This is a genomic window from Arthrobacter sp. TmtSoilC48 (assembly GCF_059739425.1).
On sequence record NZ_AP046049.1, the window covers coordinates 4,532,986 to 4,552,480 of the forward strand.

At 63.6% G+C, this 19,495-nt stretch carries 17 protein-coding genes; 11 read left to right on the top strand and 6 right to left on the bottom strand.

Going from position 1 to position 19,495, the window contains the following annotated elements; translation table 11 throughout:
* The first annotated feature begins 87 nt into the window (after positions 1-87).
* Positions 88-1,767 (top strand): MSCRAMM family protein, encoded by a 1,680-nt coding sequence (locus AC6I97_RS20815; RefSeq protein ID WP_497946618.1) that lies wholly within the window; start codon positions 88-90, stop codon positions 1,765-1,767.
* A 96-nt stretch (positions 1,768-1,863) separates the two neighbouring features.
* Here AC6I97_RS20815 and AC6I97_RS20820 read toward each other — a convergent pair whose 3' ends face one another.
* The 5 genes from AC6I97_RS20820 to AC6I97_RS20840 are packed head-to-tail and all read right to left on the bottom strand — an operon-like array spanning position 1,864 to position 9,214.
* Positions 1,864-3,120: a M20 family metallo-hydrolase gene (locus tag AC6I97_RS20820; protein ID WP_497946620.1), complete on the bottom strand. Its 1,257-nt coding sequence runs from the start codon at positions 3,118-3,120 to the stop codon at positions 1,864-1,866.
* Positions 3,121-3,131: 11 nt separating this feature from the next.
* Positions 3,132-4,835, bottom strand: a complete 1,704-nt coding sequence (locus tag AC6I97_RS20825) for an amidohydrolase (protein WP_497946621.1) — start codon at positions 4,833-4,835, stop codon at positions 3,132-3,134.
* Between the two features lie 7 nt (positions 4,836-4,842).
* On the bottom strand, positions 4,843-6,249 hold the full coding sequence (locus tag AC6I97_RS20830) for a gamma-aminobutyraldehyde dehydrogenase (RefSeq protein WP_497946623.1): 1,407 nt from the start codon (positions 6,247-6,249) through the stop codon (positions 4,843-4,845).
* Positions 6,250-6,263: 14 nt separating this feature from the next.
* Positions 6,264-7,886 (bottom strand): thiamine pyrophosphate-dependent enzyme, encoded by a 1,623-nt coding sequence (locus tag AC6I97_RS20835; protein ID WP_497946625.1) that lies wholly within the window; start codon positions 7,884-7,886, stop codon positions 6,264-6,266.
* Complete coding sequence (locus tag AC6I97_RS20840) at positions 7,883-9,214, bottom strand: MFS transporter (protein ID WP_497946628.1); 1,332 nt, start codon at positions 9,212-9,214, stop codon at positions 7,883-7,885. Before AC6I97_RS20840 ends, AC6I97_RS20835 begins: the two co-directional genes overlap by 4 nt.
* A gap of 137 nt (positions 9,215-9,351) precedes the next feature.
* On the opposite strand from AC6I97_RS20840, the gene AC6I97_RS20845 reads away from it, so the two are divergent.
* From AC6I97_RS20845 to AC6I97_RS20890, 10 genes are all read left to right on the top strand, one after another.
* The gene (locus tag AC6I97_RS20845) at positions 9,352-10,563 is read left to right on the top strand and encodes a PucR family transcriptional regulator (RefSeq protein ID WP_497946631.1); all 1,212 of its coding nucleotides are present in this window, start codon (positions 9,352-9,354) and stop codon (positions 10,561-10,563) included.
* A gap of 182 nt (positions 10,564-10,745) precedes the next feature.
* Positions 10,746-12,113, top strand: a complete 1,368-nt coding sequence (locus AC6I97_RS20850) for an MFS transporter (RefSeq protein WP_224094278.1) — start codon at positions 10,746-10,748, stop codon at positions 12,111-12,113.
* Positions 12,110-12,517: a RidA family protein gene (locus tag AC6I97_RS20855; RefSeq protein WP_497946636.1), complete on the top strand. Its 408-nt coding sequence runs from the start codon at positions 12,110-12,112 to the stop codon at positions 12,515-12,517. The genes AC6I97_RS20850 and AC6I97_RS20855 overlap by 4 nt, the downstream gene beginning before the upstream one ends.
* Positions 12,514-13,122: an RraA family protein gene (locus tag AC6I97_RS20860; RefSeq protein WP_497946639.1), complete on the top strand. Its 609-nt coding sequence runs from the start codon at positions 12,514-12,516 to the stop codon at positions 13,120-13,122. Before AC6I97_RS20855 ends, AC6I97_RS20860 begins: the two co-directional genes overlap by 4 nt.
* Positions 13,123-13,199: 77 nt before the next feature.
* On the top strand, positions 13,200-13,739 hold the full coding sequence (locus tag AC6I97_RS20865) for an NUDIX hydrolase family protein (RefSeq protein WP_223935793.1): 540 nt from the start codon (positions 13,200-13,202) through the stop codon (positions 13,737-13,739).
* 122 nt (positions 13,740-13,861) lie between these two features.
* Positions 13,862-14,872, top strand: coding sequence for a DUF6707 family protein (locus AC6I97_RS20870; RefSeq protein ID WP_497946640.1), 1,011 nt, complete (start codon positions 13,862-13,864; stop codon positions 14,870-14,872).
* A 91-nt stretch (positions 14,873-14,963) separates the two neighbouring features.
* The gene (locus AC6I97_RS20875) at positions 14,964-15,674 is read left to right on the top strand and encodes an SRPBCC family protein (protein ID WP_224094272.1); all 711 of its coding nucleotides are present in this window, start codon (positions 14,964-14,966) and stop codon (positions 15,672-15,674) included.
* A gap of 47 nt (positions 15,675-15,721) precedes the next feature.
* Complete coding sequence (gene tgt, locus AC6I97_RS20880; RefSeq protein WP_497946641.1) at positions 15,722-17,047, top strand: tRNA guanosine(34) transglycosylase Tgt; 1,326 nt, start codon at positions 15,722-15,724, stop codon at positions 17,045-17,047.
* A 327-nt stretch (positions 17,048-17,374) separates the two neighbouring features.
* A complete protein-coding gene (locus AC6I97_RS20885; RefSeq protein ID WP_497947290.1) occupies positions 17,375-17,599 on the top strand; it encodes a hypothetical protein in 225 nt (74 codons plus the stop codon).
* A gap of 14 nt (positions 17,600-17,613) precedes the next feature.
* Positions 17,614-18,606 carry an IS3 family transposase gene (locus tag AC6I97_RS20890; protein WP_497947255.1) on the top strand — a complete coding sequence of 331 codons (993 nt, stop codon included), beginning with the start codon at positions 17,614-17,616 and terminating at the stop codon, positions 18,604-18,606.
* Positions 18,607-18,660: 54 nt separating this feature from the next.
* Here AC6I97_RS20890 and AC6I97_RS20895 read toward each other — a convergent pair whose 3' ends face one another.
* The gene (locus tag AC6I97_RS20895; protein WP_224094270.1) at positions 18,661-19,371 is read right to left on the bottom strand and encodes a queuosine precursor transporter; all 711 of its coding nucleotides are present in this window, start codon (positions 19,369-19,371) and stop codon (positions 18,661-18,663) included.
* Positions 19,372-19,495: the final 124 nt, after the last annotated feature.

Genomic DNA, 19,495 nt, shown 5'->3' on the forward strand with positions numbered 1-19,495 from the left:
AACGGGCTGCCCAAAACCCGGGGGAATGTCGCGGCTCCGGATAACCCCGTCCGGGCCGTACGGTTTCACTAGAAATCAGGCACCCTAATGAGAAACAAGAAACTCACCTCGATCGGCGCAGCCGCAGCCTGTCTGGCTTTGGTCCTCTCAGCAACTGCCGCCCAAGCCAACCTCACCGGAAGCCCCTTTGACGCGGCCGACGGAAACCTGGTCCTGAATGACGAAACGCAAGATTGGGCCACTGCCCCCATCAGTTGCGTTGCTCCTATCTCAGGTTGCGGAATCGACCTGGCGACGGGCCAGAACGATAATTCGTTCGGCCAGGGCACCAAGGAGGACACAGAAGTCCCGGCTGTGGTCACCGGCTCCATCCCGAATAACAAGAGCGATCTGCTCCGCTTCTACGCCTACTTGAAGACCGAATCCAACGGCAAGGACTACGCCTACTTGGCATGGGAACGGGTCCAGGAGCCTACGGGCACCACCAACATGGACTTCGAGTTCAACAAGAGCACCGCGGTTTCGGCCAATGGTGTAACTCCGGTCCGGACCGCTGGCGACGTCCTGATCAAATACGACCTCTCGCAAGGCGGAACAAATCCAACTCTGGGCTTCCACCGCTGGGTCGCCACCGGATCCAAGTCCCTCTGCGACTCCGCAAACAGCACTCCATGTTGGGGCCCCGTACAGCCCTTGACCGGCAACTTCGAGGGATCCATCAACGATCCTGCCAACAACCCACCGTCCGGTACGGTAGTTGACCCGATCGCCCCGAATGCGCCACGCAACCTCTCTGCCCGCACCTTCGGCGAGGCCGCCATCAACCTGACCGATGCCGGCATCATCCCGGCCGGTTCATGCGAAACCTTCAGCGGCGCCTACCTGAAGAGCCGGTCCTCCGACTCCTTCACTGCGGCTTTGAAGGACTTCATTGCACCTGTGCCGCTGAACTTCAGCAAGTGCGGTTCCATCAAGATCCATAAGGTCACCGTTGGCGGCGACGGAACGTTCGGCTACACCACCACTGGTGGGCTGACGCCGTCGACCTTCAGCCTGAGCAACGGCGGAACCCGTGACTACGGCACCTCGGTGGCGGCGGGAAACTACAGCGTCACTGAAAGCACCTTGCCCTCGGGCTGGACGCTGACGGACCTGCAATGCACCTCATCCGGAACAGGCACGTCCACAAGCCGTAGCGGAGCAACGGTGAACATCGTCCTGGGCTTCCAGGGCAGTGTTGACTGCACCTACACCAACACGGCAAAGGGAACCATCAACGTCCATAAGAGGGACGACGGAACAGGCAGCGGAGCATCGCTGGCCGGTGCCGTCTTCACACTGTTCAACAACGCGGCCCCGCTTGAAACGCGTGGAGCGGAAGACACCACTACAGGAGTCACGTGCACCACGGATGCCAGCGGAAACTGCTCCTTCACGGACGTGTTGGCTGGTGAGTACTGGGTTGTTGAAACCACCACGCCTGCGGGCTATGACACAGCGGCGGACCAACGGGCAACAGTTGGGGCTGGCGGTACCGTCAGTCTGACCTTTACCGATCCCCGTGACTTCAGGATTATTGTGCTTGTCTGCAAGTCCGCGGACAACTCGCTGTATCCGAGCACAGTAACGGTCGACGGCGTCGACCTCACCTCGCTGGGTACAGCCCCGGCAGGCTTCACCGCCGCACAGGTTTGCGCCCTCGGTGGCGCTGCCTACGACGACAAGAAGGTCGGCGACCACCCGGCCAACGTGAACATCCCTCAGTAACAGGAGCGGATATCCCAGCCGATCCAAGGCCATCTTTCACCAAAACCAGGAAGCACCCCCACTGCGGCGGGGGTGCTTCCGTGCGGGGGCAGGAATTTAGTCCGCCAATGCCCCATCACAGAGCCGGCTGACAACCTCGGTGAGCATGGTGAGCCCGGCCACGATGTCTTCGTCCGTGGTGTATTCGTGCTCGTTGTGGGAGATGCCGTCCACGCTGGGCACGAACAGCATCACGGTTGGAACAAGGTCCTTCATGTTCGTGGAGTCGTGTCCGGCCAAGGTCATGACTTCTTTGTTGGACAGCCCCAGGTCGGCGGCGACTTTGGCGGCCAGCTCCACTCCTTCGGGCTGGTACGGAGTCACGGCCCAGGAGTGCGAGTGGTGCTTCTCCACCGAGACGTTGGCTAGCCGTTCGATTTCCGTGATGCGGGCATGCAGCAGGGCGTCGGCCTCGGCAAGGACGGCTTCGTCGGCGCTGCGCAGGTCCAGCAGCAGGTTCACGCGGGAAGGAACCACTACGGGCGAGTTCGGGTACACATTGAGCTGGCCCACGGAGGTGTGGAGTACGCCGGGGAAACGATCCGCGAGTTCGCGCGCGGCAACCACCAGCATGGAGGCACCCAGAAGGGCATCCTTGCGATCCGCAATCACGGTGGAACCGGTGTGCGCCTGCTCGCCATGGACCACGAACTCGTACTTGTTCGCTGCCCAGTTGGAGCTGACCAGACCGATCGTGATGCCTTCGCGCTCCATGCTGCGCCCCTGCTCGATGTGAATCTCGGCGCAGTAAGCAGCCTCCGGCCCTTCAAAGGTTCCGCGGCAACCGATCGCGTCCAGGGCGTCGCGCACCGTAATCCCGGCAGCGTCCTTGGTGTGGAGCGCGTCTTCCAGTTCCAGCTTCCCCGTGTAGACGGACGAGCCCATCATGGAGGGCTTGAAGCGGCTGCCTTCCTCGTTGAACCAGTTGACGACGGCGAGATTGAACCTGGGTGCTGCGGCGCCGGCTTCCCAGCGCGCAGCCAAGCGGAACGCGGCGTGGGCCGCGGCGAGGACGCCGTACGCGCCGTCGTAACGTCCCGCCGTCGGCTGTGAATCCATGTGCGAGCCGACCACCACGAAGGGCGCACCGGGTACAGCCTCGTAGAGGCCCCACTGGTTGCCTGCGTGGTCGAACTTGACTGTGAAGCCGCGGTCTTCCAGGAGTCCCGCAAGCCAGCGCCGCTGTTCGCCGTCGGGAATGGTCGCGGCTTGGCGGTCCACGCCGCCGTTCTCCGTGGCGCCGAACGCGCTCATGGTCCGGAAGTCCTGTACGAAGGCGGTGTCCTGGGCGGTGAAACGTGTGGTGGTTGTCATGGTCTCCCCTATTAACGGTGGGCCGCGAAGGAACTTTCAGGGGAAAGTTCGGCGTGGAAGTCGGTTGATTCGTACGTAAAGCGGCCTCCGACGGCGGTGGCCAGGACCTGCAGTTCGCTGATGTTGGGTGCGTCCAAGGGCGAGGCGGATAGGACAACGAAGTCGGCAAGTTTGCCCGGCTCAAGGGTCCCTTTACCGGCAAGTGTCCCAGTGGCTGCCGCGGCGCCGCTGGTGTAGGCGGCCAGTGCCTGCTGCGGGGTGAGGCGTTCCGCGGGGTTTCCAAAAACGGCCCCCGATTCGGTCCGGCGGTCGATGAACGCCTGCATTCCGCGGAGAACGTTTCCGTCGGCGACCGGCCGGTCCGAGCTTCCCGCAAGCGTCACGCCGGCTTCCAGGAAACTGGCCGCACGGTAGGCCCATGGCAAGCGGTCCGGTCCGAGGGAAGCGGTCATCCCGTCCCCGCCATCGCGGAAGAAGCTGGCCTGCGGCGTCACGGCGATTCCGGCGTCCGCGAGCCTGGCTAACTGGTCCGGGCGCGTCATGGAGGCGTGCTCGATCCTGTTGGGCAGGCGACGCGGCCCATACATGGCCTGGCAATCCGTGATGATGTCCACGGCGAGGTCGATCGCCCGGTCACCGATGGCGTGGGCCGCGATGGACCAGCCCGCGGCGTAGGCGGCCTCGATGCGTTCCCTCAGCTGGGCGGGATCGGCCTGGAAGTAGCCAACGTTGCCGGTGTTGTCCCGGTGTCCGTGGCTGCAGAAATCATGGCTCACGGCGGCGGTTTCGCCCAGGAGTGATCCGTCCAGGAAGACCTTCGCGGGGCCGAGGGACAGGTACTCGTTCCCGAATCCGCTGGTGATCCCGAGGTCCAGCCCCGCAGGTGCAAGTCCAGGGCTGTCCGAGGAATGCCCGTCCAATCCGTGCAGCACATCCAACACCGGCATCACCTGTGCACGGGCGTGCAACCGGCCGTTGGCGGCAGCGCGCTGGTAGGCCGCGAGCTCGGCCGGGCTGTGCCCGATCCAGCCCCCGCCCACCCCGGCTTCGGTGAAACTCGTGATGCCCTCCGAAGCGTAGTACAGGGTGGCCCGTTCAAGAGCGTCCTCGATGTCGTCCAACGAATACGGCAGGATCAGCTGCTGAATCAGTTCCTGTGCCGTCTCCTGGACGAGTCCGGTGGGACGTCCCGCTGCGTCGCGGACTATCGCTCCGCCGTCGGGATCGGGGAACGACGGCGACTCGGCACCTGCCAGCCGCAGCGCGGCAGTGTTGACCACGGCCATGTGCCCGGAGTTATGCCGCATGAACAGCGGCCGCTCCCCCGTGATGCGGTCCAGCTCGGCGATGTCCGGGAAGGAACCGCCGTGCTGGGTCTGGCTGAAGCCGGTGGCGAAAAGCCAGGACTCATCTTCGGCCCCGTCGCTGGTCACAGCACCGCGGAGAAGCTCATACAGCTGGTCCAAACCACGGGCACCGGACACGTCCAGTTCCGCGAGCCCCAGCCCGAACCACGTGGTGTGGCAATGGGCATCGATGAAGCCGGGAGTGACGGTGGCACCGCCAAGGTCCAAAACCTCGCGGGCATCCAACCCGTCCAGGTCCTCGTCGAGGCCCACGATGCGTCCCTGCCAGATGCCCAGCGAACTGGCCATAGGACGGGCCGGATCCATCGTGATGATATCTGCGTTCCGCAGCAGGAGATCAAGTTTCATGATGTGTCTAGCGGTGGGACGTGGTGACGGACTTGATGCGCGTGTAGTCCTCAAGGCCGTACACGGACAGGTCCTTGCCGGTGCCCGAGTGCTTGAAGCCACCGTGCGGCGCTTCGGCCGGAATCACCTGGTGGCAGTTGATCCACACGGCACCGAAATCGAGCTCGTTGGACACACGGGTCACCACGCCATGGTTCTCGGACCAGACGCTGGACGCGAGGGCGTACTTGGTGCCGTTGGCGAGTTCGATTGCTTCTTCCTCGGTGGCGAACGGCTGCACCGTCAGCACGGGGCCGAAGATCTCGTCGCACACCACCTCGTCAGCCTGGAACACGCCGTCGATGACCGTGGGTTCAAAGTGGAAGCCGGTTCCGGTGCGCTTGCCGCCGGAAAGGACCCGGGCGTTGGCCGGGAGGCGGGACATGAAGCCCTCCACGCGCTCCAGCTGCGCTGCACTGTTGAGCGGGCCGAGATCCGCATCGGAACCGCCCACCTTCAAAGCTGAAGCAGCGTCCGCGAGTGCTGCCGCGAACTCCGTGTGGATGTCCGCGTGGACCAGCACCCGCGTCACGGCAGTGCAGTCCTGCCCGGCATTGAAGAAAGCAGCCAAGGCGATTTCGCCGGCGGTGCGCTGGATATCGACGTCGGCAAACACCACTGCGGGTGCCTTGCCGCCAAGCTCCAGATGGACGTCCTTGAGCGTCTTGGCCGCAGCGGACATGACCTGCGCACCGGCACGGGTGGAGCCGGTGATGGAGACCATTTCAGGGATGTCGTGCTCCACCATCGCAGCGCCCGCTTCACGCCCGCCACAGACGACGTTCACAACGCCGGCCGGGTAGACCTGCTGCGCCAGTTCGCCCAGGACCACAGTGGACCAGGGAGTCGTGTCTGCAGGCTTAAGGACCAGGGTGTTGCCCGCGGCAAGAGCCGGACCAATCTTCCAGATAGCCATCATGAACGGGTAATTCCACGGCGTGATCTGCGCGACCACGCCAATGGGCTCGCGCCGGATGGTGGACGAGAAACCCTCCACGTACTCCGTCTGCGCAGTCCCGGAGACCACGCGGCAAGCTCCCGCGAAGAAGCGGAGTTGGTCCGCACCGCGCAGGATTTCGAGCTCACGGGTCAAGGCTGCGGGCTTGCCGGTGCAAGCAACCTCGGCCTCGAGGAGACGGTCAGCATTCGCCTCGATGAGGTCGGCCAACTGCAGCAGCAGCGACTGCCGCGTACCCGGCGTCGTGCGCTTGTAGCTCTTGAAAGCCTCGGCAGCGGCTTGGAAGGCGGCGTCGACGGCGGCAGCGTCGCTGTCCGGCGCGGTGCCGATCTGCTGGCCCGTGGCGGGGTCGAAGAACGGCAGGCCGGCCGCGGCGTCAACAGACTCGCCGTTGATGATGTTCTGAAGCTGGATCACTGTGAGGGCTCCGGTCAGTTTGTTGAAGTCTTGGGGGAACGCGTGGTGGGGTCCTGTGGCAGGTGCAGCAGGGCCGGGAGGCCGGAGTCGACGGCCCGGCGGAACGCGGCTGCGAAGTCTTCCGTGCGGTCCACGCGCTCGCCGTAACCGCCGTATGAACGGGCGAGTGCGGCGAAGTCCGGGTTGGTCATGTGTGTGCCCGAAGGGCGGTCCGGGTAGTGCGCTTCCTGGTGCTCGCGGATGGTGGCGAAAATGCCGTTGTCCACTACCAGGACGATGAACTTGGCGCCGTAGCCCATGGCCGTGGCGATTTCCTGGCCGTTCATCATGAAGCAGCCGTCACCGGCAACGGAAATGACCTGGCGCCCGGGGTACGCGAGGGATGCTGCCACGGCTGCGGGGATTCCCATGCCCATGGCGCCGTTGCGGGGTGCGGCCAGGGAATCGGCCGAGTTGTGGTCCAGGTAGCGCGCGGGCCACAGGGCGTGGTTCCCGGCGCCGAAGGTGAGGACGGCGTCGGCGGCCATTTCCTTCTGGAGGACCTCCATGGCGACGCCCAGATCGACGCCGATCCCGCCGTCGGGCTGCGGCGTGGAGAACGCGAGCTGGTCGGCGCGGGCGCTGGCGAACCAGCCTTCCGCACGTTCGCCGGCGGTGTTCGTGGCAGCCAGCGCGCTGGCGAATGCCGTCACGTCGGCAATGATGTGCTGGTCCACCCGGCCAAAGTGGCCCAGGAGGTTGGCGTCGGCGTTGACCACCACGGTCTCGGCGTCGAGTCCGCGTTTGTAGCCATCGGAGAGGACGTCGCCGCGGACGCAACCCACAAAGACGAGGAGGTCGGCGTCGTCGAGGCGTTCAGCGTTGGCGTCGCTGCGGCCGTACCCCAGGAAGCCGGCGTAGGCGTCGCTCCGGTGCGGGACGGCGTCGTAAGCACGGAAGTCGGCCACCACCGGGACGCTGTTGCGGCTTGCCCACGCGGCCAACTGCTCCCCGGACTCCTGAGTCCAGCCTTCGCCGCCGACGACGACGAGCGGCTTGCGTGCGGTGCTGAGCTTTTGGTTCAGCTCGTACAGGTCCGCGGCAACCGGCTCGGGACGGGCAACCTTGCGCGGCTCCACCGTGGCGTCCGGGACGACGTGCACCAGCACGTCCTCCGGGAGGCCGATCACTACCGGGCCGGGGCGTCCGCTGAGGGCCGTGAAGATGGCGTCGTCCACCACGCGGGCGGCGGAAGCGGCGTCGTCGAGCGTTACGACTTTCTTGGCGGTGCTGCCGAACCAGGCGTTGATGTCGAACTCCTGGAAGGACTCACGGCCGCGGTCGGCAACCGGAATCAGTCCAACGAACAGGATCAGCGGCGTGGCGTCCTGATGGGCTGTGTGGATGGCAATGAACGCGTTTGCGGCACCCGGTCCACGGGTCACCATCGCTACACCGGGAAGCCCGGTCAGGCGGCCTTCGGCGAGTGCCATGAATCCCGCGCCGCCTTCCTGGCGGGCCACCACGTTCTGGATCGGCGAGCCGTGCAGGCCGTCAAGGACGTCCAGGAAGCTCTCGCCCGGGACGGTGTAGACGCGCTTGACGCCTGCCCGTTCGAGTTGGCCAACAATCAGATGGCCAGCCGTGGTTGTGCTCAATGCTTCATTCCTTCTTCTTCGATGGAAAGGCGTGGGAGGAACAGGCCGGACAGCGCGGTCAATGCTGAGACGACCAGCAGGATGATGGCGCCCGGCCAGAAGGAGTTATTGGCTGCCACGAGCGCGGTGGCGATCAGCGGCACGAAGCCGGAGATGACACCCGCCGTGTTGGACGTGATGGCGACGCCGGTGTAGCGGACCTTCGTGGCGAACAGCGCGGTCAGCGCGGTGCCGGAGACTGCGTACGGGATGGAAAGGACTGCGACGCCGATCATCATGCCCAGGACCACCAGGACGGGGTTGCGGGAGTCGATGGCCAGGAACACAGGAACTGCGATAAGTGCCGAGGCCACACCGCCCCAAAGGATGACTTTGCTGGCGCCGAACCTTTCACCCAGGCGGCCTGCCCAGACCAGGGCGCCGATTTCGAGGGCTGCGGCCAGCAGGGTTCCCAGGAGCAGGAGTTCGGAGGGCAGCTTGAGGACCTTGGTGCCGTAGAAGACCACGAAGCTGGTGATGAGGTAGAAACCGCCGATGCCGAGCAGTGCCGAGCACATACCCACCAGGATCTGGCGCCAACTGTTCGTCAGGACGCCGCGGATGGGAGTATGTTCCGTTTCGCCGGACTCCATGAGGGCTTCAAATTCCGGGGATTCGCTGAGGCGGCTGCGGATCCACAGCGAGATAGCCAGAAGCGGGATGGCGGCAATGAAGGGGATGCGCCAGCCCCAGGCGTCAAAGTTGGTCTGGCCTACCAGGAACAGCATGCCGAAGAAGCCACCGGAGGACAGGATGGTACCGATCGGGGAACCGATCTGTGGAAGCGCGGCGTAGCGTGCACGCTTTTCCACCGGCGCATTTTCGACGGCGATAATCACCGCGCCGCTCCACTCGCCACCGACTGCGAGGCCCTGGACGATGCGCAAGGCAACCAGCAGGATGGGGGCGGCCAGGCCGATGGTCATGTAGTTCGGCAGCAGGCCGATGAGCCCGGTGACAATGCCAATGCCCACGATCGTGACCATGAGGATCTTCTTGCGGCCCACCTTGTCACCGAGGGCGCCGAAGATGAAGCCGCCGATCGGGCGGGCCACGAAGCCAACGGCGAGTGTGGCGAAGGAGCCCATGGCAGCGACGAAGGGATCCTGGGATACGAAGAACTGTGCGTTGAACACCAGAGCAGCGGCTGTGGTGAAAAGGAAGAAGTCGTACCATTCCAGCGCAGTGCCCACGAGGGCAGCCAGGGCCACCTTCTTGGTGACGCTTTCATCGACGATGCGTACTGCCGTGGGACTGGCGTCCGTGGCTCCGCTGACGGTGCTTGCCATTGTTGCTCCATGAGTGCGAACGGGACCGGACGTTGGGGATGCCCGGGCGATTTTTGTGTGACTCGTTCCATAGTGCCAGTAGTTTTTCCCAAAAAGACTAGCAATCCACCACGGAATCATGCCGTTAGAATGTGTGAATGCACAATTCTGAAACCTCGGGGCATGCCGTTCGTTGGACTGAGCTGGTGGACCAGCTTGAAGGCCGGCTGGACACCCTGGCGCAGGCCTTCACCACGAGGGTCCGTGAGATCCCGGAGTACGGCGAAAGCCAGGTGACTGTCCTGGAGATCCAGGAGACGGCGCGGGAGACTTTCCGGCGCCTGATCAGCGGCCTCAGGAACGGGCGTATCGACAGCCAGGATGGCCTGCTCGACTTCGCTTCCGACCTCGGATCCAAGCGGGCCAGGGCCGGGATCCCGCCGGAGTCCCTGACCTCAGCTGTCCGCCTGGACTTCAGCATCCTCTGGGCTGAACTGCTGGAGATCGCGCACACCGAGGACGCCGCACTGCTGGCTACCCGCGTGGATCAGGTGTGGCGCGTCGTAGACGAATTCGCCACCCGCACGCACACGAGCTACCTGACCGAACGTGTCAGGATGGCCCAGGAAGAATCGAGCATTCAACGCGAGTTCATTGCCCGCCTGTTCAACCAGAGCACGCCGTCCCAGGAGACCTCCGCGCAGGTTGCTTCGGCCTTGGGTATCAACCCCGAATCACGCTTTGCACTGGTAGCCGCGAGCGGCGATCCAGGCGCACGGCTGCGCGCAGCGGCATCCCAATTCGGATCAGGCCAGCACACCCGGCAACGATTGTTCCTCCATGAATCCGGCGGCAACACCTATGTTTTCTGGGCCTTGCCTGCACGACGGACCCGTGGTCCCGAATCCCGAGACGAGGCGCACGGAACCGAAACCGACGCGCAGCAACTGCCTCCCGGCGTCGTCAATGTCCCGTGCGGCTACGTTCCCGAAGTCCTTGGCCTTCGCTCCCTTCCCGCGGCCGCCCGCACGGCTGAGAGCCTCGCCGCACTCCTCCGCCCCCGCGACGCCGGCCCACTGTCCGCTGATTCTGCTTGGGCGCGATTGGCCCAGCAGAACCTGCAGGACGCCGGCCTGGACCTTGCCGCCGAACTTGAAGAGGCCCTGGCGGAGTGCCGGGGCGGCGAGCGCGAGCGCCTGTTGGAAACAGTCCGGAACTATCTGGCCACCGGCAACGTCACGGTCACTTCCGAGCAACTCTTCTGCCACCGGAACACCATTCTCAACCGGCTCAACCGCTTTCAGGAGCTGACCGGGATCGACCTCGCCGTTCCCGCAAAGACGGCACGGCTGGTGGTGGCGTGGGCTTAAACGAGGAGGTGGCGCCGTCGGGGGTTGCTGCCGAGCGGTGCTGCACCGCTCCGCTGTGTGTTTTCACATTCCCAGCCGCGTTTTGATGGAAGTAATGCCATTGATGGTGTGATCGGGCACACACCATAGTTGTAGCTACTTTGCACCGGACATTCGTCCCCGCACCCCATCCGGAGAATCAGATGGCCCCCACGGTAGATACTTCCTCCGCATCCACAGCCAGGTTGGACCTGACCAAGATGCGCAAGATTGCCCTTGCCAGCGTTATTGGCACCACCGTCGAGTGGTACGACCTTTTCGTCTTCGGGACGGCGTCGGCCCTCGTCTTCAACAAGATCTTCTTCCCCAGCTTCGATCCGATCGTCGGCACCATGCTGGCCTTCGGCACCTTCGCTTCCGCCTACATTGCCCGCATGGTGGGCGCCATCATCTTTGGTCACTTCGGCGACCGGCTGGGACGCAAATCCATGCTCCTGGTTTCGCTGCTGACCATGGGAGCGGCCACGTTCGCCATCGGCCTGCTGCCTGACTACAACAGCATCGGCATTATGGCCCCGTTGCTGCTTCTTCTGCTCCGCGTCATCCAGGGCCTGGCCCTCGGCGGCGAATGGGGCGGTGCGGTGCTCATGACGGTTGAACATGCACCTCCCACCCGCCGTGGATTCTACGGTTCCCTGGTGCAGGTTGGCGTGCCCGCCGGTACGTTGATCGCCAATGTCGCATTCCTGATCGTGGCCTCCACGGTCAGCACCGAAGCACTGTATTCGTGGGGCTGGCGTATCCCGTTCCTCGCCTCCGTCCTCCTGGTCACGGTGGGCATCTACATCCGCCTGAACATTGAGGAAACTCCATCCTTCCAGGCAGTCAAGACCGCCGGGGCCAAGGCCAAGATGCCGTTCGCCGCTTTGATGGCCAAGTACTGGAAGCAGGTGGTCCTGGGCGGCATCGCCACCCTTTCCACGGGCAGCACGTTCACCTTGTTGGTTGCCTCCGGCGTCTCCTACGGCAAGAAGGAACTGGGCCACTCCGAGAGCCTCATGCTCTGGGTGGTTCTGGCCTCCTGCATCCTGGGACTCTTCCTCATCCCGTTCTTCGGCAGGCTTTCGGACAAGTACGGCCGCAAACCGATCATCTTCGCCGGTGTCGCAGCCGAGGCCGCCCTGGCCTTCCCGATGTTCTGGCTCATGGACACCAAGTCGGTGGCACTGCTCTTCGTTGCCTACCTCGCCATGATGACCGCGTTCTGCGCCAACTACGGACCGATAGCCACGTTCCTTGCCGAGCTCTTTGGATCCAAGGTCCGCTACTCGGGCCTGTCTGTGGCCTACATGCTGTCAGGCCTGCTGGGCAGTGCCGCCACCCCGTTCGTCACCACGTGGCTCCTGGGCATGACACACCAAAGCTCCTCGATCGCTTGGTACATCATGGCCGCCGCCGGATTGTCCCTGGTTGCCCTCTTCCTGCTCACCGAGACCCGGTACGGCAACATCGACGCCGTCGACGAAGCACCCGCAGAAGCCCCCTCCACGGAAGCCGCGGCAGCGCGGTGACCGTCACCACCATCGAGCGCCTGGCCGGTATCCCCGGCCAGGCGCCCGCCGTCGGGCCCTTCTCCCCGGCGGTCATTGCCAACGGTTTCGTGTTCACTTCCGGCCAGATCCCAGCGATCACGGGCCTGGACGATCAGCCGGACACCTTCGAAGGGCAGGTTCGGCAGACCATCGAAAACCTCGCCGGAGTGTTGGAAGCCGCGGGATCCAGCCTTGAGCACGTGGTCAAGGTCAACACGTACCTGACCAACCAGGACCAACTGGAGGAATACAACCGCGTTTACGTGGAGTACTTCGGCACCGCCAGGCCTGCACGGACCACCGTATGCGTGAGCCTGTGGGGCGTGTCGTTGGAGATCGAGTGCGTGGCAGTTGTTCCGCGGAAAGATGAGGATCCCACGTGAGTTCAACACTCCTTGAAGACCTGACAGCCGTCAGTTACCCCACCATCGGCCACTTCCTCGAAGACGGCTTCGTCTCCCCGACCATCCAGTCCCTGCTGGCAAACGTGAAGATCGCCGGACCCGCCGTCACCGTCCGGATCGCAGGCCACGACGCCATCGCCATGAACCATGCGCTCCTCGCACTGCAGCCCGGCGATGTCCTCGTGGTGGACATGTGCGGGGACCACCAACACGCGCCCGTGGGGGCCGTAACGGCAGCCGCAGCACTCGCCCAGGGTGCGGCCGCCGTCGTGGTTGACGGTGTGGCGACCGATGTCCTGGAACTGCGGCAGACCGGCTTGCCCGTATTCGCCCGCGGGACGTCGTGCCTCACCACTAAACGCCTGTACGGAACCGGCTCCGCCGTAAACGTCCCGGTGCTGGTTGGAGACGTGCAGGTCAACCCAGGTGACCTGGTCCTGGGCGACGACAACGGTCTGATCGTCCTGGCGCCCGAAGCCGCACGCGACATTCTGGGGAAGGCGCTCGCATCGGACGCGGCGGAGCCTGCCATCCTTGCACGCATAGCATCCGGGGAGCCGCTCCAGTCCATCCTGGCCGGCTAATGCCGCCAAGAGCGTAACCCCGCGGCCACGGCCTCGCTGCCAAGGAACTTCGGCCGGGGATGCGGTAGAACTTAACCATGAGCGTACGTACACCCGACCCGTATCCAGGCTGGCTTTCCGACGAAGACCTCTTCGAAGCCCGCGGCCGCCTTCCCATGGTCTACGTGGAGGCAGTCCCCGTCCGCCTGGATCCGCTCGGGTACGTCAATGAAGTCGGCTCCCTTCTGCAGGGCGACGCCGACGGCAACATGGTTCGCTACCTCGTCTCCGGCCGCGTCCTTTACCGTGAAACCATCCGGGCAGCCCTGCTGCGGCACATGGAAAAGGACCTCGGCCCCCTCGCATTCCCGCAACTGCCCATCAGCCCCGTTCCCTTCACCGTGGCCGAATACTTCCCCGCGCCCTCCCAGACCGGCTTCACCGACGACCGCCAACACGCCGTGTCGCTTGTGTTCATCATTCCGGTCACAGGTGAATGCGAGCCGCGCCAGGACGCCTTGGAACTCACCTGGATGACGCCACAGGAAGTCCTGAGTGACGATGTGCAGCAGGAGTTCGAGGGCGGCCGCGGCAACCTCGTGCGCCAGGCGCTGGCTTTCTCGGGCATCGTCCTTTAGTTCGGCCCTGCAGCTAGGCGGCGTCCTGTAGTTAGGCGGCGTCCTTTAGCGGGTCCCGCCTCTGGCGGCGGCCGGAGTTTGTAGACTGGACGGCGGACCGCAAGAGAACCAAAGGACTTCCGATGACTCACAGCCCAGCCTCACAGCAATACCGCGAAAAGCAGGCTGGGGACCTGCAACCCGGAGACTTTGTGTTCCTTCCCGGAGACGGGCCCGCAGAGGAAATCGCCAGTATCGAGGTCCAGGACGATGATTACGGCGTTGCCGCGCTGTTGGTGGTGACAACGGTCGACGGCGGCATCGCGCGTATCGCTGCCGGCTCCAGCGTGCCCGTGGGTGCTGGAGCTTCGGATGGCTCGGCCGTGCCAGGCTCCGCCGTCGTCCTGCCGCCTGAATCCGAAGCCGACGCGGACTCCAGCACCTCCACTGAAGACGAGGTGCAAGCAGCCGCGGGCTCCGCCGTCGTCGTCCCCCCACGCCCACAAACGCCACCAGCCGTCACCACTCCGGCCCCCGAAGAACTCGCGCTGATCCCCGAGCCGGACGGGACGCCTGAAGCTGTGGTGCGGGCCGCCGTCGCCAATCACAAGGGCAAGAACGGTGTTCAGGTGCTCGCCGAAAGGCTGGCGAAGGGCATCAACACCAAGTCCGGCAGCTGCCTCCGGGACCTCAGCAACCTGGCGTTCGATCTCTGCATCGTGCTGCGCGATCCGGACAACGCCCTTGCGGTCGCGGATCTCCTGAACGTGCTGCCCTTTGACGGCAACCCGGACCGCTGGGCGTCGATCGAACGCGCGCTTGCCCTCTCCAGCTTCATCTGCCGTGAAGGCGGACAAACCGAACGAGCTGCCGTGTATGAGAAATTGCTGCGCGCGCACGAGTCGGAGGAAACAGACCCCTTCAAGGCACGCATCGCCGCCAAGGTCCGCCAGCGTGCGCTTAACGAACCGAATCTGTACGACAAGGAAATTTTCCGCGCGATCGATAACGGCAATCATGAAGCCGAGCGTGAATGGCGGTTCCTGCGCCTCGAGTCGCTGCTGTTCCTGCGGGCCCACGGTGGATCGGAGACCCTGGGAGAAGAGGAACTGGGCCGGCGCATCGGCATCGAACTGGATGCTGTGCGCGCCTGAACCAGCTGTGTCCTGATTCGTCCGCCTAATCCCGGCACTTCTAAACTTCAAGACCTGTTTTAGAGACGGGAACGGCGGTAGATTCGGGGCCATGACGAACAATCTGAGCGTTGTGGTTAATGCCGACGCGCAGCAGGTTTGGACAATGCTGCGCGAACCCTCCCTGGTGGCTCAATGGCACGGATGGGAGGCCGATGACCTGGCCGACGAAATCAAGCAGATCTACTTCCACCCGGATGTGGTGGAAAATCCTGATCACACCAAGTTGACTGTGCATGGCGGGGACGAGTTCGAGCTCCACCCTGTTTCCGGCGGCACGGAAGTGAAGGTCACGCGCGCCGCGCTGGACCACGATTCCGAGTGGGCGGAATGGGACGAGGACATCACCCAGGGCTGGCTCACGTTCCTGCACCAACTCCGTTTCGCTCTTGAGAGACACCCACACGGTCAACGGCGAACCCACTTCGTGTCCCTTCCGGGAAGTGGTGGGCCGGCCATTCAAAAGCTGGGGCTGGGCGATCTCCCGCCGGTCGGCGATGACTACTCCCTCACACTTGGAACCGGCGAGGAGATCTCCGGCCGGGTGTGGTTCAAGAGCCGTCACCAGGTGGGCCTCACCGTACATAGCTACGCAGAGCACGGCGATGGTTTGCTGATCGTTGCAGAGCAACTGCCGATCCCCGAGAAAAGGCCCGACGGCGGTTCAATGGTGATTGCCTCCACCTACGATTTGGGGGCCCACACCTTGGCGGACATCAGGTCCTCCTGGGACAAGTGGAAGGCTGAGAACTACAGTTCCTAGGCCGGGTTCCGCAGGTTACCCGCGGTAAAGCTGGCACACTTGGTAGCGTGCCAGCTTCCGCTTTCCTGCCCTCGTCGCCCCCGTCCACACCTGCCCCTGCCTTGCCGGATCTTTCATCCCAACAATCCGGGTTCTCCTTTTCAGTGGGCCAGCGGCTGACTGAAACGTGTTCGCCGTCGGACGCCTTGGTCGAGGCAAACGGCGGAACCTTCCTGGGCCGGACCGGAACCATCACCACGCCGCACGGAACCATACAGACGCCCGCGTTCATCGCCGTCGGGACCAAAGCCACAGTCAAAGCCGTCCTGCCCGAGTCGATTGCCGCACTCGGCGCGCAGGCTGTACTGGCCAACGCCTACCATTTGTACCTGCAGCCAGGCCCCGAAATCCTCGACGCCGCGGGCGGGCTGAGTGCTTTCATGAACTGGTCCGGGCCGACGTTCACGGATTCAGGCGGGTTCCAGGTGATGAGCCTTGGTTCGGGCTTCAAGAAGGTCATCGACATGAAGAACGTGGACACTTCCGGGCCTGACGACGCGGTGGCGCCCGGCAAGGAACGGCTGGCGCATATCGATGACGACGGCGTGTGGTTCAAGTCGCACCTCAACGGCGACCGACACCGCTTCTCCCCCGAGATTTCCATGCAGGTCCAGCACCAAATCGGCGCGGACATCATGTTCGCGTTCGACGAACTGACAACCCTGCAGAACTCCCGGGCGTACCAGGAAGAGTCGTTGGAGCGGACCCGGCTCTGGGCGCTGCGGTGCTTGGAAGAGCATGCCCGTTTGACGGTTTCCCGGGTGGGGAAGCCCTACCAGGCGCTGTTCGGTGTGATCCAGGGTGCCCAGTATGAGGACCTGCGCCGCAAAGCATGCCGGGACCTCGGCGCCATGCCATTTGACGGGTACGGGATCGGCGGTGCGTTGGAAAAGGAGAACCTGGGCACCATCGTGCGGTGGTGCAACGAAGAACTTCCCGAGGACAAGCCCCGGCACCTGCTGGGTATTTCCGAGCCGGACGATATCTTCACGGCAATCGAAAACGGCGCTGACACGTTCGACTGCGTCTCACCCACGCGTGTGGCCAGGAACTCAGCCTTCTACACGCCGTCCGGGCGCTTCAACTTGTCCGGCGCCCGCTACAAGGCCGATTTCGGGCCGCTGCAGGAGGGGTGTGACTGCTACGCCTGCCAGAACTACTCCCGCGCGTACATCCACCACCTGTACAAGGCCAAGGAAATGCTTTCGGCCACGCTCATTTCGATCCACAACGAGCGCTTCGTGGTGAAGATGGTGGACGACGCCCGGCTGGCCATAGAGTCCGGGGATTTCTTCGAGTTCAAGGCCGAGACGCTGGGGCGCTACTACTCGTAGGCGTCGAGATCGCCGGAAGCCTGCGTGAGCGTGCGGAAACCCCTGTGCGTCAGGCTGTTATGTGACAGGTTGTGGCCTGACGTGCAGGGCGGGGAAAGGTCCGTTATGGATTTTGTTGTTCCGTTGCGTGCTTCGAAGCGGAGTCACTTCACTTTGGCTCAGAAACACATGATTCTGGATGAGTACGAAAAGTGTTTGGAGCGTGGCTCCAAGACCGCGTTCTGCAGGGCTGTTGGTATTACCGATGGCACTATCCAGCTGTGGGCCAGACAACGAGCGGCCGGGGAGCTGAGATCCCGGACCATGACCGGAAGAGAGGACCAGCGTTTGAGAGAAGGAGACAAGCGGCTGCTCAAGCAGGTCTTGAAGGAGAACGAGATCCTCAAGGCCAAGCTGGCCAGGTCCGAGGCTGCGGTGGACATCCTGGGAAAAGCTTCCGCGCTCTTGGACGCCATGGCCAAGAGCGCAGCGGCGACGGACCCCGAACTGAAGGATCCGGAGCCGCAGCGCCCGGACTGGTTGAACCCAAAATCTGGAAAGACATTGCCCTGACCTTTATCGGAAATCTGGTCGCTGCTGGCTGGTCAGCTGTGAAGGCGTGCGCCATTGTTGGGCTTCACCGCACCACGTGGTACCGGTATCTGAGCCCGCCGGCATCGGCCGGCATCACGATCGCCCACACCGACCGGGCATATCCAAACCGGATTACCCCAGCCGAAGCTGAAGAGTTCATGACCGCCCTGAACTCCGAGGACTACGGCCATCTCTCGGTCACCCAGGCCTACTACCGGATGCTCGATACCGGACACTGCTCCTTCTCCATCGCAACAGCGCACCGTCTCGTTGCCGCGCGTGGCCAGAATGGAGACCGGCGTGTCCAAAGCGCAAGCACCGGACCTAAGCGGATCAAACCCGTCGTGGAAGCCACAGGCCCGAACCAGCTCTGGAGCTGGGATATCACCATGCTCCGCGGCCCAGGCAAACACACCTACAAGCTCTACGCGATCATCGATGCCTTCTCCCGCAAAGTCATCGCCCACCGCGTCGAACACCACGAAACCGCAGCCCTTGCCTCCACGTTCATACGTGAAGCCGTGGACATGACTCACCAGCGGCCCCTGGTTCTGCACGCCGACAACGGAGCTCCCATGCGGGCCGGGACCACCGTGGACCTGGCCCGGGCGCTTGGTATTACTTTGTCCTACTCCAGACCCCGGGTCTCGAACGACAACCCATACTCCGAAGCGCTCTTCAAAACAGTCAAATACGACCTTGGATTCCCGCAACGGTTCCGGGACCTACAAGACGCCCGGGACTACATGGACCAGTTCTTCGCCGCTTACAACGCCCATCACAGGCACAGCGGCTTGAACTTCTACACCCCCAACACCGTCCACCACGGGCTGATCGAGCAGGCGCGCAGGCAACGACAACAAACCCTCGATGCCTGCTACGCCCGCAACCCACACAGATACCGCCGCAGACCCACCGCGCCAGGAATACCACCCATTGCGGGAATCAACCACAAAAAACCCACCCAGCTGTCACAAACAGCTTGATAAATACCGAAACTTCCGGCGAACTCACACGGTTCCGGCGATCTCGGCCCGAGGCTAGGCTGCGGCTACCCCGTAGCTGGGCTCGCGCTTCTTGATGTAGCCAACTACCAGGACTGTGATCGGGACAAAGAGGAACTCGACGGCGGTCTTGTACACGAAGCCCACCAGGACGTAATTCGCGAACATTCCAAAGTCCGTGATGCCAATGACCGAGGCCGCGATGCTGCAAAAGATCAGCGTATCCACGAACTCGCCCACCACGGAGGAGCCCATGAGCCGGGCCCACAGGGTCTTCTCGCCCGTGCGCTCCTTCATCTTTACCAGGATCCAGGAGTTGATGGTCTGGCCGGCGAGGAAGGCCAGAAGAGAAGCGAGCACGATCTGGGGGACCGGTCCCAGTGCGCCTTCGATAGCGGCCTGCTTGGCGGTTCCATACTCGTCCGTGAAACCGGGAAGCACGATGATCACCCAGTAGCAGAGCGAGGCGAAGACGGAGAGGGCGAACGAGGTAATGATGGCCTTGCGGGCCACTTTGAAGCCGTAGACCTCGCTCATGACGTCGCCCAGGATGTAGGCCAGCGGGAACAGGAAGAATCCGCCATCAGTGATGATCGGACCAAGCACGACGCCCTTGGATGCGCCTATATTGGACAGGATCAGCACCACGGCCATGATGGCGAGCATGATGCCAAAGTACGGGGAGCCGATCGAGGCGAAGCGGGGTGCAGGCTTGCTCAAGGTGCTGGAGCCGGAAGGCGAGGGCATGGGTCATCCATTTCGTAGTGGTTCGCGCGGGCGCTGTTGATTCAGGCACCCGGCTGTATTAGCACTGTGGTTGGTGGGGCCGCCGGCCCAACACCGGTCTTATTGTCCCACCCCACCGATCCTC